This is a genomic window from Flavobacterium araucananum, from assembly GCF_002222055.1.
Lineage (GTDB): Bacteria > Bacteroidota > Bacteroidia > Flavobacteriales > Flavobacteriaceae > Flavobacterium > Flavobacterium araucananum.
The window spans coordinates 1-16,940 of sequence record NZ_MUGS01000063.1 but is presented as its reverse complement, the minus strand read 5'-3'; the positions used below and the strand labels follow the sequence as shown (position 1 = coordinate 16,940).

General features: G+C 34.5%; 16 protein-coding genes. 4 read left to right on the top strand and 12 right to left on the bottom strand.

The window, feature by feature from the left end; translation table 11 throughout:
- Window positions 1-105 precede the first annotated feature (105 nt).
- Window positions 106-591 (bottom strand): DNA-deoxyinosine glycosylase, encoded by a 486-nt coding sequence (locus B0A64_RS22305; RefSeq protein WP_089481681.1) that lies wholly within the window; start codon window positions 589-591, stop codon window positions 106-108.
- A gap of 217 nt (window positions 592-808) precedes the next feature.
- Between B0A64_RS22305 and B0A64_RS22300 the strand changes: the two genes are divergently transcribed.
- From B0A64_RS22300 to B0A64_RS22290, 3 genes are all read left to right on the top strand, one after another.
- Complete coding sequence (locus B0A64_RS22300) at window positions 809-1,834, top strand: helix-turn-helix domain-containing protein (protein WP_089481680.1); 1,026 nt, start codon at window positions 809-811, stop codon at window positions 1,832-1,834.
- A 347-nt stretch (window positions 1,835-2,181) separates the two neighbouring features.
- Window positions 2,182-3,132: a bifunctional helix-turn-helix transcriptional regulator/GNAT family N-acetyltransferase gene (locus B0A64_RS22295; RefSeq protein ID WP_089481679.1), complete on the top strand. Its 951-nt coding sequence runs from the start codon at window positions 2,182-2,184 to the stop codon at window positions 3,130-3,132.
- Window positions 3,133-3,228: 96 nt separating this feature from the next.
- Window positions 3,229-3,552 carry a cupin domain-containing protein gene (locus tag B0A64_RS22290; RefSeq protein WP_089481678.1) on the top strand — a complete coding sequence of 108 codons (324 nt, stop codon included), beginning with the start codon at window positions 3,229-3,231 and terminating at the stop codon, window positions 3,550-3,552.
- 145 nt (window positions 3,553-3,697) lie between these two features.
- On the opposite strand, the gene B0A64_RS22285 is transcribed toward B0A64_RS22290, so the two are convergent.
- The 9 genes from B0A64_RS22285 to B0A64_RS22245 all read right to left on the bottom strand — a co-directional run bounded on the left by B0A64_RS22285 (window position 3,698) and on the right by B0A64_RS22245 (window position 15,261).
- Window positions 3,698-4,897: an NAD(P)/FAD-dependent oxidoreductase gene (locus tag B0A64_RS22285; RefSeq protein ID WP_089481677.1), complete on the bottom strand. Its 1,200-nt coding sequence runs from the start codon at window positions 4,895-4,897 to the stop codon at window positions 3,698-3,700.
- Window positions 4,894-5,382: a low affinity iron permease family protein gene (locus B0A64_RS22280; RefSeq protein WP_089481676.1), complete on the bottom strand. Its 489-nt coding sequence runs from the start codon at window positions 5,380-5,382 to the stop codon at window positions 4,894-4,896. Before B0A64_RS22280 ends, B0A64_RS22285 begins: the two co-directional genes overlap by 4 nt.
- Before the next feature lie 6 nt (window positions 5,383-5,388).
- Window positions 5,389-8,208 carry an AsmA family protein gene (locus B0A64_RS22275; protein WP_089481675.1) on the bottom strand — a complete coding sequence of 940 codons (2,820 nt, stop codon included), beginning with the start codon at window positions 8,206-8,208 and terminating at the stop codon, window positions 5,389-5,391.
- A 46-nt stretch (window positions 8,209-8,254) separates the two neighbouring features.
- Window positions 8,255-9,145, bottom strand: coding sequence for an MlaD family protein (locus B0A64_RS22270; RefSeq protein WP_089481674.1), 891 nt, complete (start codon window positions 9,143-9,145; stop codon window positions 8,255-8,257).
- Window positions 9,146-9,169: 24 nt separating this feature from the next.
- The gene (locus B0A64_RS22265) at window positions 9,170-9,949 is read right to left on the bottom strand and encodes an ABC transporter ATP-binding protein (protein WP_089481673.1); all 780 of its coding nucleotides are present in this window, start codon (window positions 9,947-9,949) and stop codon (window positions 9,170-9,172) included.
- Window position 9,950: 1 nt separating this feature from the next.
- Window positions 9,951-10,709 (bottom strand): MlaE family ABC transporter permease, encoded by a 759-nt coding sequence (locus tag B0A64_RS22260; protein WP_089481672.1) that lies wholly within the window; start codon window positions 10,707-10,709, stop codon window positions 9,951-9,953.
- Between the two features lie 263 nt (window positions 10,710-10,972).
- Window positions 10,973-12,217: a beta-ketoacyl-ACP synthase II gene (fabF, locus tag B0A64_RS22255; protein WP_089481671.1), complete on the bottom strand. Its 1,245-nt coding sequence runs from the start codon at window positions 12,215-12,217 to the stop codon at window positions 10,973-10,975.
- Entirely contained in the window at window positions 12,217-12,774 is a 558-nt protein-coding gene (locus B0A64_RS22250; protein ID WP_089481670.1) for a TetR/AcrR family transcriptional regulator, read from the bottom strand. The genes fabF and B0A64_RS22250 overlap by 1 nt, the downstream gene beginning before the upstream one ends.
- A gap of 210 nt (window positions 12,775-12,984) precedes the next feature.
- A complete protein-coding gene (locus B0A64_RS22245; RefSeq protein WP_089481669.1) occupies window positions 12,985-15,261 on the bottom strand; it encodes a glycosyltransferase in 2,277 nt (758 codons plus the stop codon).
- 348 nt (window positions 15,262-15,609) lie between these two features.
- Between B0A64_RS22245 and B0A64_RS22240 the strand changes: the two genes are divergently transcribed.
- On the top strand, window positions 15,610-15,771 hold the full coding sequence (locus B0A64_RS22240) for a DUF1328 family protein (protein ID WP_072963089.1): 162 nt from the start codon (window positions 15,610-15,612) through the stop codon (window positions 15,769-15,771).
- Window positions 15,772-15,912: 141 nt separating this feature from the next.
- Here the strand turns inward: B0A64_RS22240 and B0A64_RS22235 are convergent, their stop codons facing one another.
- On the bottom strand, window positions 15,913-16,380 hold the full coding sequence (locus B0A64_RS22235) for a DUF1440 domain-containing protein (RefSeq protein WP_089481668.1): 468 nt from the start codon (window positions 16,378-16,380) through the stop codon (window positions 15,913-15,915).
- A gap of 54 nt (window positions 16,381-16,434) precedes the next feature.
- Window positions 16,435-16,815 carry a DoxX family protein gene (locus tag B0A64_RS22230; protein ID WP_089481667.1) on the bottom strand — a complete coding sequence of 127 codons (381 nt, stop codon included), beginning with the start codon at window positions 16,813-16,815 and terminating at the stop codon, window positions 16,435-16,437.
- Window positions 16,816-16,940: the final 125 nt, after the last annotated feature.

Genomic DNA, 16,940 nt, shown 5'->3' with positions numbered 1-16,940 from the left:
ATTTTAAAACAGAAATGTTATAGGATTTCAATATTTTTTTTTATCACAGATTAAAAAAATACAAGAATTTATCTTTTCTAATCTTCTTAATCTGTAACATCTTTATTAGTAAAGCGAAGAAATAATCTGCCATTCTTGCAATTTAGACTGATAGGTTTTACTAGCATTTGCAGGACTTGTAGAAGGGAGCGTAATAAGTTCATACGTTTTTTTTAACGCAACATACTTCCTGAAGAAAGCTGCGGCTTTTTGTCCGTTAAAAAGTATAGTGGTAATGTTTGGATGTTGTTTTAAAAAGGTCTCAAAATCATTGGCAATTTCATTTTTTATCGCGCTGTCTAAACTCCCAATCCTGTCGCAAAATTGCAGAACATCCCAAAGCGCAATTTTATTTTTTTGCAAAAGTGCTTTTCGCGTTTCATAGTCATTCGAGAAATCTTCCTTAAAAATAACGAACATAAATTTCCAGAAATTATTTTGATTATGACCATAATATTGATTCAGTTCTAAAGATTTTGTTCCGGGCATTGTGCCTAAAATCAAAATGTTAGCGTCATTATTGGAGATGGGCGAGAATGAAAAGCTTTTCATGAAGTATGGAGTTTGTACTTTTTAAAGATAAAGATTTTAAACCTTAAAAGAATCATCCAGAAGTAATTATAAAACAATTTTGAAAAATTATATAACATTTTTCCTTCATCATTGAGCGAACTTTGATTCTTAGATTTTTAGAAATTGATTTGTGCCGAATGGCTTTTTGATTTTTGTAAATCTATATAAAATAAAGTAGAATTTAAATCCTTGCAAAATGAAAATAGTTACTATCAATACAGAAAAAAATCAGAATCTTTTTGAAGAGTTAAAAAGCAACTTTGGTGGTAAAGTAACTTTTGATTTAGATGAATATACGCTGGAAACGAGTAATAGTTTTGCAAAGGGATCTATTATTGGTGCAACTTTTAATGATAATATCTCGTACGTTCAGTTCGACATGACTTTTTCTGTCGATGTTCGCATGGATATCATAAATCCTATAGAATCGCCGGTTTATTTTGCGTATTGTTCTAAAGGAAATCTGTCTCATAGTTTTGGGGTTACGGGCGAGGAGAGAACGTTTAAAACTTTTCAGACTGCAATTGTAACGTCAAAGGAAAATCAGGATAATGTTTTGTTTTTTGAAAAGGATAAAAAAACAAAATTTACTTTAATAATTGTAGGAACTCAAAATACTAATCAAAATCACGTAAATTCACTGAACCAAAAAGTAAAAGAGACTTTCTTTGAAAATAATACGGTTCAGGATTTCTTTTATGTAGGTTCTTATAATTTGAAAATTGCTGAAAAAATCGAGCAATTAAATGCCATTACACAAACCGGAATCGTTAGAAATTTACTGAAAGAAGGAATCTTAAGAATTATCCTGGCAATGGAAATCCAACAACATACAGATGATGTATGTTCTTTTGCTAAAGATACCAATTGCCTTACCCTAAGAGAAATGGAAGAAATTAAAGAACTTTCTGAAGCTATAAAAGCCAATCCTGAAGAAGCTTTTACGATAAAATCGTTGAGCAAAAAATCAGGATTGTCACCAAACAAATTGCAGGAAGGTTTTAAATTGATCCATAACAGAACCGTAAACGACTATATTACCCACATGCGGGTTTTAAAAGCCGAAATTCTAATTCGAACTTCCGATTTAAATATCTCCGAAATTGTATACTGCATTGGTTTTACCAGCAGAAGTTACTTCTCTAAAATCTTTAAAGAAAAATTTAACTGTAGCCCAAAAGAATATAAATTCAATTTGAACCCATTGGCGATTACTGCGTAATGAGCTAGGTTCAAAGTTGCAAAGTTTTTGATTTTCTGAGTTACAAAGGTTCAAAGTTGCAAAGGTTCAAAGTTGCAAAGGTTCAGAGGGGCAAAGGTTTCTCGTATAGACGTACATTTGTGCGTCTTTTTTTTGTGTTTAATATTCGCAATCTTGTCATCCCGAGAAACGAGGAATCTCCGCAAGAAATCTCCGTAACTATATTAATACTATTTGCGATAATAACTATTCGTATCAATAGGAAACCTTTGTTTCTTTGAATCTTTGTTTCTCTGCACCTAAAAAAAAATTTGGTAACAAATATTTTTTAACTACATTTGCATAACTAGTTATGTAATTAATTATATATGGAATTTTTTAATAAAGTAGGTAAAGTGGCTTTGGGAAGTCGCTTACGTTTAATGACAGCCATTATTACGGATGATGCTGCAAAAATATATGAGTCTTATGGCATGAATTTTTTGCCTAAGTGGTTTCCGGTCTTTTATACGTTAATGCAGGAAAGAGAGGTTACTATTACGGAGATCGCGAACGAAATTGGTCATTCGCAACCATCGGTTAGTAAGATCATTCAGGAAATGATTACCGCCGGACTAATCGAAGAAAGCTTGAAAAGCAATGATAAACGCCGAAATATTGTGGGTTTAACAGCACAGGGCCTCGAGTTTTCGAAAGAATTAAAACTACAATTAAAAGATGTAGAAGCTGCTGTTGATGGTTTAATATCCCAATCGACGCATAATCTTTGGGCAGCTCTCGAAGAATGGGAATTTCTGTTGGAACAAAAAACCTTGTTTAAAAGGGTAAATGAAGAAAAGAAAAAGCGTGAAAGCCAGGATGTACAAATTGTAGATTTCGAACTTCAATATCTTGACGCATTTAAGGCATTAAACGTAGAATGGATTTCGACTTATTTCGAAATGGAAGAAGCGGACTATAAGGCTTTGGACAATCCTCAGGAATATATCCTGAACAAAGGCGGGAAAATTTTCGTGGCTTTGTATCGCAATGAACCCGTTGGCGTTTGTGCGCTTATAAAAATGAAAGATTCCAATTATGATTTCGAAATGGCAAAAATGGCGGTTTCACCAAAAGCACAAGGCAAGAATATTGGTTTTTTGCTGGGACAGGCAATCATAAAAAGTGCCGGAGAATTAGGTGCTGCCAAGATTTATCTCGAAAGTAATACAATCTTAAAACCTGCAATTAATTTGTACTATAAGCTGGGTTTTCAAAAAGTATATGGTTTAGCAACACCTTATAAACGTTGTAATATTCAGATGGAGTTAAAGATCTAGGTTCAAAGGAACAAAGTTGCAAAGGAACAAAGGTTCAGAGGTTTGAACTTTGTATCTCTGAACCTTTGGAGCTTTGTTCCTCAAAAAAAGAAAAAAATGAAAAACATTGTAAAAAAAGAAAACGCTGTTTCAAGACAGTTTTTAGGAGTTGATTTTGTAGTACTTTCGATAGGGAAAGATTCTATGGTGACAAAAATGTTGTACAAATCGACAGATAACGTACCGTTTCACAAACATCCCAATGAGCAAAGTGGTTATGTAATTTCGGGAAAATATAACTTGAAGTTTGGTAGCGAAGAGTTTGCTTTGACACAAGGAGACACCTATTCGATTCCTGCCAATATTGAACATTCGATAGAAATCATCGAAGCAGGAGAGGTTGTAGATGTTTTTACGCCAATTAGAGAGGATTATTTGTAAAAAAGGTTCAAAGGTGTAGAGGTGAAAAGGTGCAGAGGTTCAGAGGAACAAAGATGCAAAGTTGCAAAGCAACAAAGGTTCAGAGGTTTGAACTTTGTACCTCTGAACCTTTGTAACTTTGTCCCTAAAAAAGCAAAAAGCTTTTTTAACGTCCAAATCGATAATATTCTAAATCCTGATTTTTTTTATTATGGATAGAGTCTAAAATAGAATTCATTCCTATCACGCTAAAAGTGATTCCGTTTCCTCCAAAGCCCAGAACATAATGTTCGTTTTTGTCCGGATTTGGTTTTCCAAAGTAAGGCAAGCCATCTTTTGTTTCTCCAAAAGTCCCTGCCCAGGAATAATCTATTTTAAAGTCGATTTTAGGAAATTTTCTCTTAAAATGTCTCAATAGATATTGCTCTTTTTTAGGCAATAATTTATCGCGTTTTTTAGCGTCTTTAAAATCTTCGTCGCCTCCACCCATAATAATTCGGTTATCTGCCGTTACCCTAAAATATAAATAGGGAGAAGAGGTATCCCAAAAAATAGCATTTTTGAAAGCTGTTGGTAAAACCTCTAAACTTTCTGATGCAATTACAAAAGTGCTTTTTAAGTCTACGACTTTCTCAGACAGTGTTTCGATACTTTCGTAACCGCTACAATGAATAACGTGATTTGCTGTAATCGTAAATTTATTTTCGGTGTGGGCTACTGATTTTGCTTTTTGATTCTGTACAGCTGTTATATTGGTCCGGTCATAAATTTGCATTCCCTTTTTTTTGCAATAATGCAAGAGGTCGTTTGCCAATTTATACGGATCCATAACAGCTGCTGTTTGCGATTCGATTGCCGCAATAGCATTTAAACCCATTTTTTCGAGATGCCATCTTTCCAGCCAGTTTACATCAAATCCGTTTTCTTTTCTACATTTAAATTCATTTCTTAAAAACGGAATATCTTTTTTTAGGGAGCAATAATAGATGCTTTTTTTGAACTCAAAATGGCAGTCACTTTTTATGGTGTCGATAATATTTCGCAGGTCAAAAATGGCTTTTTTACCACTACTATAGCTATCCACAGCACATTCTAAACCTCGTATTTTGATGAGTTCATGCAACGATACGTCAATTTCGTACTGTAGTAAAGCAGTGCTGGCGGCAGTGCTTCCGTTGGCTACGTCACGGCGATCTGTTAGTATTACTTTTTTGCCTTCAGTAATTAACTTGTAAGCGATTAAAGCTCCTGTTATTCCTCCGCCAATAATTAAAATTTCTGTAGTGAGATCCGTATCTATAGATGGATAACTGTATTTCATGGCACTCTTTAAGGGCCAGAAAGTTTCAGTAGAGCGTAGTTTCATTTTTTGGTGATATTTCGAGTGCGTGATTTAGTTCTGTTTTTATCTTTACGTTCGTGTTGCTCAGAGGCTTCTGCATAGGAATGGGAGTTTCTGATGCTTTCGTCTTCTTTGGCAAGTTCACTGAGCCTGCGATAATATTTTTGCACGATAATCATTTCGTCCTCCGTCATACTTTCGATATCTACTAAGCTATTACTGGAGTATTCGTTTGAAGCAACTAATTCGTTTAACTTTAACTGAATCGCAAGCGAATCTTTATTTTGTGCTTTCTGAATCAGGAAAACCATCAAAAAAGTAATAATAGTAGTTCCGGTATTGATAACCAATTGCCAGGTTTCTGAGTAATTGAAAATGGGTCCTGAAATCGCCCACGCTACAACAATTAAAAATGCACCAATAAAAGCTGTTGTACTTCCGGCAGCTTTAGAGACATTGGTCGCAAATTTTTCGAATGCACCGTTGCCCTTTTTTTTCTTTGTTTTCATTTGATTTTAGCTTTTTTGTTTACTTACTTTTTCTTCCCGAATCACTTTATTGTGTTTTTCGTCGTAAACAGCATCATTGATTTTTTGACCTGTTTTACTAAATATTTTAATTTTAGGAGCCTGATGTGTTCCTGTAATAACAATTGGGAATCCTATAATACCAAATGGCGGTAATCCTAATCGCATTCGTAAGTCTAAAAGTCCGTCAAAACTTGTTGTCCCTTTGATCGTTGGTCTAAAACTGGCTACACTAAAGGTAAAATCTTCGATATGAATTAAATTATTGTCGATGGTTGAATTAATTTCGATTCCTTTCAGGTTAGGATCGTCCAGGCCTTTTTGTCCGGTTTGCGAACTAATACCATCAAATAATTTTAATCCTTTTACTTTTACATCTCTCAAATTCAGTTTTCCGCCACCTTCAAGCGATTCATAAATTGGACTCATATTTCCGTCCAAATCTCCTTTGATTTTATAATCTACAGAAATAATTCCCTGCGCTTTTTCAGCAACTGTAACCATATCATGAAACATGGGGATCTCTTTGTAAGCTCTTTGTACACTAAAGTCTTTTGCCGTAAAATGCGCATTAAAATGGGCTGTGGTTGGAGACTCATCTTTATAAGTAGCATCAATTCCCAGTACACAATCGATGATATCAAAAGTGGCATTCTGCAAATAAAACCCTTCTTTTGTGATCCCAACTTTACCGTTGAGCTTGTTTAGAACCAAGCCATTATATTCGACTTTATTGGCATTTGCGGTAAGTGCAACATTAAGGTTTTTAGGCACAATGACTACACCGCTCATTTTAGGATGGTCTTCTTTGGCATATTCTACTTCGATATTTCGATTTGTATTTTCACCTTTTTTAAGCGCCATAAATTCATCTACATTAATCAGTTTTGATTTCATGTTAAAATTTCCGCTTAAGGTTCCGTGCGATTCCAGAAAGTAATTAATTGTATTGAGCAAATATCCATTAATGTCAAAATCTGATTTTCCATAAGTAGCATTAAATTTTTCGAACCACATTTTTTCATTCTGGAAACGGAAATTTCCTTGCTGGATAAAAAATGATTTCGGAAAAAGTTCTGAGGTTGCTTTGATATTTTTCAATACAATTGTTCCGCGATTATCCAGTTTATCATATTGTCCTTTTGTGGCATAACTTTGTTTGCCTTTTAGCGAGAGATCTGCTTTTGCATAACCTGTTACATCAAGTCCTTTTCTGGAAAACACCTGATATATTTTGCCTACGTTTAGTTCTCCTTTTATTTTGGCATTATAAGCTAAATCGCTAAAATCTGATAAAGTAGCGTTTACATACATTGGGTTTCCTTCAAAAACAAAAGAGGCGGGCGCAACAGCAACAATCAGGTCCTGAAATGTTCCGGCTTTGTTCAATACATTGGCAACAAAAGTAATGTCTTTGATAGGGTTAGGATAGGAGTCTGTTTTTAGCCAGCCATTGTGTAGCGCAACTCCACCAATGGTTTTAGGAAATAATTTTTTTGAAGTGCTAAAAATTCCTTTTGCCTGAATATTTGTTTTTAAAATCCCTTTTAGATCTATTGTACTTAAACCTAATGCAGCATCGACAGTTGCTAAGTCTAATGCGCCTTTTACGCTTGCATCGACAGTCATTTCGTTAAAACCTTTACTGCGCAAATAAGCGGTAAAATAATCTTTTTCGCCTACTTTAAATTTAAAGGTTTCCAGATTTATTAAAAGTTTTTCGATGTCCAGTGATGGCAAAACAGCATTTACATTCATCTGAAAATCAGTTAGCGGAGCAGGGGCATTTTGATAGTTTATTGCACCTTTATCAATTTTTAAATTAAATGCGAGATCCGGTTTTTGTTTTTTGGCAACATTATAATTTCCCCTAAATGTAAAAAGCAAATCACTTTTTCCGGAGATTTCAGTTTCATCCATCCAGGTTAGATATTCCGGAGGCATGACCGAAAACAGATCTTTCAAAGTTGTATTTTCAGAAGCAGCTTTGATATTAATTTTATAGCCCTCTCTTAAAATGGTAAATAAACCGGTAAATTTTAGAGGTAATTTGTTGATTTTTAATTCATTTTTCTGAAGAATAAACGAAAGAGCGTGTGTATTGATTCTGGTAATCAAATCTGCACGGACTTCTTTTTTTCTAAGATAAGCGGTTCTGTCGTAATAAAAATCGACATTGTCAATTCGGGCATCCGTATTCAAATCAAAAATATCTTCGCTTAAGTTTCCTTTTCCAATGTAATTAAAACCTTTTGCATCGACCAGAATTTTGGCAGAGCGATCGTTGTATTTTATATGGCAGTCTTCAAGATCAATTCGCTCCAATCGGATCGCAGTTCCTTCTTCTGGCGCATTGGGATCATCCGGTTTTTTGTCGCGATCTTCGGGAGCAACATAAATATTATAATTGGCTTGTCCTTTTTGGTTGACCATAATGTTGATCAGAGCTTTTGAAACATACAGTTTATTAATTTTTACTTCGTTGTCGAAAATTAATCTCTTCAGGTTGATACCAAATGCTACCTGTTCTGCTTTTAGTAAGGTATCATTGCGAAATGGCGCTGATCCGGTAAGTGTTAAATCGTCAAGCGAAACGGTAAGCGAAGGAAAATGTGTAAAAAATGACAATCTCGATTTAGAGAAATCCAATTTAGTATCCAATCGTTCGTTGGCAATTTTCTTAACTTCAGTAGCAACGGTTCCGGGAAACAGCAGGGGTATCAAAAACAATAATAGCAAGATACTTGCTATTACTATTCCTGTTACTTTTAGGATTTTCAGGCTTATATTTTTATATGAATTTTTCATAATAAGTTAAGATTATGCAGATTCTAATTTTGCAAGTAGTTTCCTTTTATTGCTTTCCTTTTTCAGACTGAGCTTTTTTAGCGTCTTCTTCTTTTTGTTTGGCTTGTTTTTCTTTTTCTTCTTTAGCCTTTTCTGCTTTTTCTTTGTCGGCTTTTTCCTTTTCTTCTTTGGCTTTTTTAGCGTCCTCTTCTTTTTGTTTCGCTTGTTTTTCTTTTTCCTCTTTCGCTTTTTCTGCTTTTTCCTGTTGTTCTTCTTTTTTCTTTTCTTTTTCTTTCTCTTTTTTCTTGAAGTAGCCTTTAAGTAAAAAATTGCTTTTGGCAGCTTCCATATTTTCGCTGAAACCTTTGGTTCCGGATTCAAGATTAGAAAGGGTATTCGAAACGCTGCTGGCCATTTTATCATCACGAACCAATCGTGCCAAGGCTCCGTTTCCGTTATTCATACTGTGGCTAAAAATGGCAAGTTCATCTGTTATTACGGCAGCATTATCAACACTTTTCTTCACGCTTTTCATTAAATCCTGCATTTCTATTCCGTTTACAGAAGCAATTGCACCACCATTTTCGATTACTTTTTGAGATTTAACTCCAGGAGAAATAGTAAGTACTTTATCACCCATCAATCCGTCTGAGCCAATACTGGCACGCGCATCAGTTTTAATAAATTCGCGAACTTCATCTTTTATAACCATTGAAACCACTACCGAAGAATCATTTATAAGTCTGATTTCTTCGACGGTACCGATATTAATTCCTGAAAAACGAACATTGTTTCCCACCTCTAAACCACTCACGGTTTTAAACTGCGATGTGATGTTGAATGTTGAACCAAATAGGTTTTTTTGTTTTCCAATAAAATAAATTGCCATTATAAAAAGCAATAAACCTATTGTTACAAACATTCCTAATTTCCAAGTATATCCAGATTGCTTATCCATGATTTCTAATTATTTATTTTTATATTATTGAAAAAAAGAGCGAACCCATTCGTCTTCGTCTTTTTCTAGTTCTTCGTATGTTCCTTCTGCGTGTATTGCTCCGTCTTTCAAAACCATTATTCGGTCAGCGGTAAGCTTTGCACAAGCCATATCATGTGTAATAATGATCGACGTTGTTTTGCGTTTGTGTTTGATATCAAGAATTAATTCGCTTATTTCACGAGAAGTAATCGTATCTAATCCTGTGGTTGGTTCATCGTACAAAATGATTTCCGGTTTAAGAATTAAAGTTCGGGCTAAGCCAATTCTTTTTTGCATTCCGCCCGATAATTCAGACGGCATTTTGTCGATTGCATCACTTAATCCCACATTATCCAAAGCCTCCATAATTTCACTTTCAACTTCTTCTGCGCTTAGGTCTTTCTTGTGTTTTTTTAGTGTAAATGCCAAATTCTCTCTAACCGACATGGAGTCGTATAATGCCCCACTTTGAAACAAAAAGCCAATTCTGACTCTTATCTCATTCAGTTCCGGTTTAGACAGGTTAAGTACATTTTCATTAAAAACTCTAATCTCTCCTTTATCAGGTTCGATTAATCCCACGATACATTTTATCGTAACGGATTTTCCGGATCCGGAGCGTCCCAGAATTACTAAATCTTCGCCTTTGTTTACGGTAAGATTTACACCTTGCAGGATTTTATTGTCCTGACCAAAAGTTTTGTGCAAGTCTTTGATCACAATGATTGGCTCTTGCTTTTTAGTTTTTGAAAAGGGTTCTGTATTTTCTTTTTCTTTAATCATCTTAAAAAAATAAATCGGTTATTTGAACAGCGACCATATCAATAATAAAAATGGTTAACGAAGCAGTAACAACAGCAGAGTTTGCTGCTTTACCAACACTTTCGGTTCCGTTTGAGGCATTAAAACCTTTGTAACATCCAATCATTCCGATAAAAAACCCGAAGAAAAATGTTTTGATTGTTGCCGGAAAAACGTCTAAAAAACTCAAAGATTGAAGAATTTGTGTCAGGTATCGGTAAAAATTTACATCTCCGTGTATATTGATTCCCACATATCCGCCTACAATCCCAATGGCATCAGCAAAAAATACTAATATTGGCACCATCAAAGTACAGGCAAGAATTCTTGTTACAACCAAATAATTAAAGGGATTAATTGCCGAAACTTCCATGGCATCAATTTGTTCCGTCACTTTCATGGAGCCTAGCTCGGCACCAATTCCTGACGAAATTTTTCCGGCACAAATTAAGGCTGTAATTACCGGAGCAATTTCTCTAATTAAGGATAGTGCGACCATTCCGGGTAACCATGATTCGGCACCAAATTTTACCAGAGTTGGTCTTGATTGCAACGTAAGTACCAAACCCATAATAAAACCTGTTATCGCTACGAGCGGTAATGATTTATAGCCAATAACATAACATTGTTTCAAGAACTCTTTTGTTTCATAAGGTGGTACAAAAACCTCCTTAAAAAACTGCTTTGCAAACACGGTTGCATTTCCTATTTCGGTGAATGTATTTTTTAAAGTAAGAATCAAAATACTATGTTTTTAAGTTAAATCGAATGCTTTAAAACCAGATGTTTAATACGGTAATATATCCGTTGCTTATCGTAGATTAAAATTACCTTAGAAGTACAGAAAAAATCTTACATAACTTTTTCAGAAGTTTATATAATTAACATTACGCATACAATAATTAGAATAAAGTAGCGTTAGGGGTGAAATGTTAAAAAAAAGGCTGCCCGAAAAGTAATTTTTCAGACAGCCTTTTTTTTCAAATATTTAGCAGGATTGCTATATCACTCCGTAAATTTTTTAAAGATCGAACTGGCAATATGCCCACCAAACCCAAAAGTATTGCTCATGGCATAATTTACGATTCTTGGTTGTGCTTTTTTGAGTGTTAGATTAAACTTGTTTAAAAACTCCGGTTCTATTGTTTGTGTATTTATCGTAGGCGGCACTATGTTTTCCTGAACAGCTTTGATACAAGCAATGGCTTCGATTGCTCCGGCGCCACCCAGTAAATGTCCGGTCATGGATTTTGTTGCGCTAATATTTGCCTTAGGGTTTATTCCAAAAACTTTTTCCATCGCTTTTAGTTCGCTTAAATCTCCTGTTGGGGTAGAGGTTGCGTGTGCATTAATATAATCGATTTGGTCCGGTGTAATTTGAGCTTCTTCAAGTGCAAGTTCCATTCCTAATATTGCGCCTTCGCCATCAGGATGTGTTCCTGTCAGGTGATAGGCGTCGCCGGCTAAACCGCCCCCAACAATTTCTGCAAGGATAACAGCATTTCGTTTTACGGCGTGTTCGTAGCTTTCCAGGATGATCGCTCCGGCACCTTCACCTAATACAAAACCATCTCTGGTAGCATCAAAAGGGCGTGATGCTCTGGTATAATCATCATTTAAGGTAGACAATGCTTTCGAAGCATTAAAACCACCAATAGACGATTCTGTAATAGAGGCTTCAGAGCCACCACTAATAATCATATCGGCTTTGCCCCAACGAATGTAGTTAAAAGCGTCAATAATTGCCGTATTACTTGCAGAACAGGCAGAAGCCGTAGTATAATTAATTCCGCGAAGTCCGTATTTAATAGAAATTGCGCCAGATGCGATATTAATGATTCTTTTAGGAATAAAAAACGGGCTGAATCTTGGTACGCCGTTACCTAATTTATATTCGCTTATTTGTTCTTCAAAAGTAGAAACTCCACCATCACCGGAACCCCAAATAACGCCAATCCTGTTTTTGTTTAAAGAATCAAAATCGATATTGGCATTTTTTATCGCTTCATCTGCTACATATAATGCATATTGCGTAAATAGGTCGTACTTTCTTATTTCGTTTTTTTCAAAAATGTGCTGAGGATCAAAATTTTTGACTTCGCACGCAAATTTTGTTTTGAATTGTGAGGTGTCAAATTTCGTTATCTCAGCTGCTCCGCTAACTCCATTTATTAAAGAGTGCCAGTATTCTGATACATTATTTCCTATAGGTGTTACTGCTCCCAATCCAGTTATTACAACTCTTTTCATTATTTCTTAGGTCTTAATTCTGTTAATATAGTTTCTTTTACAGTTTCAAAATCGCTTTGCCCTGTAAGTCTTGATAGTTGCACAATGGCGACCATATTGGTAATAATCATTAGGGCTTTTGTTCTGGGTGCAGTTTCAAAATCAAATACTTTGAGCTCTTTTCCTTCCGTCAAAAACTCTGTTATCCATTCGATTACCAGTTTGGCAAATGTTTGAAGTTCTGTTTTTATAGCATCATCCAGCGTGTTTAAGTCTGTTGCCAATGAGCCTACGATACAAACCTTGTTTTCTAGTTTTATTTGTGTGTGAACTGCCAGGAAAGCTTCGAGTTTTACTAAGGGACTTTCGTTGGCAACTTTTTTCTTTAGATTTTCATATCGCTCGATATGCTCTTTGATGGTCGCCACACCCAAATCTGATTTTGTTGGAAAATGATAATGTATCGAAGCCGTTTTTATACCAATATCATTAGAAATGTCTTTGAAACTAAATGCATTATAACCTTTGTTTCTAATCAACTGATCTGCTTTGTCTATAATTGTTTCTCGTGTTGTCATGGCATTATTTTTTTCAACAAATATACTACCTATTAATAGATAGGCAAATTAATTGTGATTTATTTTTGGACTGCTTTAAAAATCGATTCAAAAAACGAAATGACAGTTGGTTGTTCCTGATGAGATTACAAAACAAAAAATCCCTTTAGATAAAGGGATTTTTAGGGTTCAATAAATATATTTAGTCAGTATAATTATTTCGTATAGTGCTTATAAATTAATAGCAATTCCGGTTTTAGGTTTTGTGATCGGAATTACTTTTATTTCAGATAATTTAAGATTTTCCATTAATAATCTGGCGGTTAAAAAACATACAGTCGATTCTGCGCCCTGATTTAGATTTACGTTCTCTTTTTCAAGTCCGTCATAACCACCACCACTAATTGGGTTGTACATAATTTGACCCAAATGATTTTTGCCTAAAAACCAATTAAAGGCAATTTTCATTTTTTGCTTGTATTCCGGTGTACCAAAAGCACTATAAAATGAATTTAAGGTATGAATGGTATAGGCAACATCAATAGGCTGTTCTCCGTATTCATTTACTTCTGTTTGAGAGTGTCTGTGTAACCATCCGTTATTAGAAATAACTTTAAAATCGTTATCTTTAAACATTTTCGACATTAAAAAGTCCAGAGAATCTAAGGCTACTTTTTTATAAATTGGTTTGTTGGTCGTTAAATAGGCGAAAAGCATAGATTCCGGCAAAATTCCGTTTCCGTATGTCAGATAATTTTCAAACCATTTCCAGTCTTCAGAAGCATGAATTTCATAATTAGAAAGCAATTTTGCATTCAGTTTATTGATAATTGCAGCTACATATAAGTTAGGTACGGCGGTATGATACAAATACAAACCTTTTGTTGCAAAACCTATAGATCGTGGCGACTGAATATTTTCGGCCCATTTTAAAGCATTTAAAATACATCCGGATGCTTTTTTAACAATGGCTTCAGGCAAAATATCGGCGTTTGAAACTACGGTTCCCAAAGCCCAAATCGCTCTTGCATTTGAATCTTCCAGATTTACTTCGGCATTTTGCGCTACATGTTCCCGATTTTCCTGATCTACATAGTTGATAAAGTTTCCTTTTGGCTGCTGACAACGAAGTATAAAGTCTAGATAAACCAGGATATACGCTAAATCATCTTTATCCTGTGTTAGTTTATAATGCATGCAAATCGCAATTAGCGCTCGTGCATTATCATCTAAAGTATAACCTGAATCAAGATCGGGAATTGAAATTTTACTGAATTGAATAATTCCCAAATCGGTAGTCATTCTTTTTATATGTGCCAACTGGATTGAAGGGTAAGTAAATTTTACTTCGGCTTCGCTTTCAAACAGTTCTTTGTAGGTGTTCATGTGTGTTATTGCGGCATTTTCCCAAGAAGATGCACGCGTTTTTCTAAAAGCATTAATACCCATTTCTTCTCTTAAAGTATCATCTGAAAGTAATTTAATGGCGGCCTGGGCAAATTGATCTGCGTTCCCGATATCGACCAATATTCCGGAATCCGGAGTTAAAACTTCTAAAGTATGCGGAATTTTTGATGCTACAATAGGGCAGGCACAACTCATAGCATAAGAAAAAGTACCGCTCACGGCCTGATTAGGATCTTTTGAGGTAAACAGATAAATATCTGCGGCTTTTAGATATTCTAAAAGTTCATTTGTATCCAGATATTCATTTATAAAACGAACATGATCTTTTAGATTTAAGTCGGCAACCATACCTTCGAGTTTATCTCGATATGCATCTACACCATCAATTATTAGGTTTGGATGAGTTTTGCCAATGATTAAATAAAGAGCATTTGGCGTGTTTTCGATAATTTTTGGTAATGCCTGTAAACCGGTTTCGATATTTTTTCCTTCTCCTAAAAGTCCAAAAGTAGCTAATACTTTTCTGTCCTGAATATTGAATTTTTCTTTGGCCTGTTGCGGAGCTTCATAAATAACAATATGAGTTCCGTGAGGTACACAGGTAATAACATCTTCTTTGATATCGTAATCCCGCATCAAAATTTCTTTTGACTGATTGGTCATCACAAAAACCGAATTGCTGTAAGAAAGCAACAATTTTACAAATGTTTTTAGCTCATTATTCGGATTCTGAATGACACTATGAAACGTATAGGTCAATGGTTTTTTGATCTCATTTAGAAAATCTAAAAGGTAGTCCCCATAATTACCTCCAAATAAACCAAACTCGTGTTGAATATGAACCAATTTTACCGATTTGTCTTTGTTAATTGCCTGAGCAACTTTAGTATAATCTTCTTTATCTTTTGTATTTAAGGTATAAGCCTGTGTTGGATTTTCTGTTGGTTTGTCGACCAATTCGCAAATCTGACACGTAATGGATTTACCAAAAACAGCTGTAATTCCTTTAATGGTATCTTGGGTATAAGTTGCAATTCCGCATTGAGTAGGAGGAAATGTAGATAGAAAAACTATTTTTGATTTATTTGAGATCGTTTTCATGGGGTTCTGTTTATATCAGTTAATAAGTCGTTTTGGTTCAATAAAAGAGTTATAATCATTCCTTTTTTAAGGCTCTTTACTAGCTCTCTGAAAATTTTATCTAAAATTACTTTACCTATGAAGCCAGGATTGATCCAATCGATCAAAAAATTAACTCAAAAGCATTTATGTGGGAATTTTGTAATGAAAAGGGGGAATTATAAAAGTACCTCAAAAAATTGATTTATAGTCGATTGCGATAAAAAATTAACGTTTTGAGTTAAATGATTTTGTAAGTATTGAAGAACTTTGAATAACAAACAAATCAGACTTGATAAAGTCATATTTATAAATTAAAAAATCACGCTTATGTTACGTTGGACAGTCACATTTATAATTCTGGCTATAATAGCAGGAATTTTTGGTTTTGGCGGAATTGCCGCTGGAGCAGCTAGTATTGCAAAAGTTTTATTCTTTATATTTTTGGTATTATTCGTAATTTCATTAATTACAGGAAGAACAAAAGTTTAGTCAATATAAGTTTACAGTCTCGGTTTTCAGTTTACAGTTTTTTGCTGTAAATTGAAAACTGAGTTTTTTTTGTTTCATTTTTAAAGTTTCAGGTTTCAAGTTGAAAACTGAGCCTGAAGACTGAAAACCGGGACTGAATACTTATTGTACCGAAGAATAATACTTTTTGGTAATAAAGGCAATTGGGAGCCCGATGCAGAACATCAATATTATAATAGATAAGATTAACGGAAGATTTAAATGTTTTTCCGGTAAAACGGGAAACACAATTGGCAAAACAATCAGGTTCATAACAATCCAAACGAAGATTCCGTATAGAAACCCTGAAATGATGGTATTCTTTTTAAGAAAAGGCAAATACGGGTAAATAGTAAAATAAAATGTCGCAAAAATAAACGCAATCAAATAATGAAGTCCAAGACCGTACCACGCCATTTGAGATCCGCCGGTATAAGCTTCTTTTTTAAAAATACCACTTGCAATGGACTGAAGGATTTTGATAGCAGTTGTTTTTTCAAGTACTACGGCATAAACAAAGGTAGCACCAAGAATATCGAGCGTACCTGCAATTAAACCCGATAGAAAAATAGTTCCCGATTTTGATTTCATAGAGATAAGTTTTAGGTTTTGTTTTAAAAAACTTCGATGATCTTTTTCCTATATTTATAAAGCAATATTTTTATATCGCTCAATTTTATGATAGTACGTATAGGAAATTGCCAGAATTACTAAAAATAACAACGGAAAAAAAGATTGAAAATTAACGCCATCAACCGCAAAATGACTTATTGTGGCAAATATAAAATCGAAACCAAATCCTGCATAAGCCCATTCTTTTATATTTTTAGGGATTTTTGGGATCACTAATGCCAAAACTCCCAGAATTTTGAAAACAACTAAAGCATTGCCAAAATATTCAGGATAACCTAAATGTTTGATGCCTTCTTTGGCAAGTTCAGTTTGTGAGGTTAGTGCCGGCATAACGCCTTCAAACAGAAAAATAATAATGGTCGTAATCCAAAAAATAATTTTTGCTTTTTTCATGGGTTTGTTTTTTTTTAAGTGGTTATTAGTTAATGTATTACAAACTTACAAATGTTTTTTTTCTGATAGAATACTTATTTATGACTATTTTAAAGGTATTTAGAGAATAGAATAAAGAGGATAGA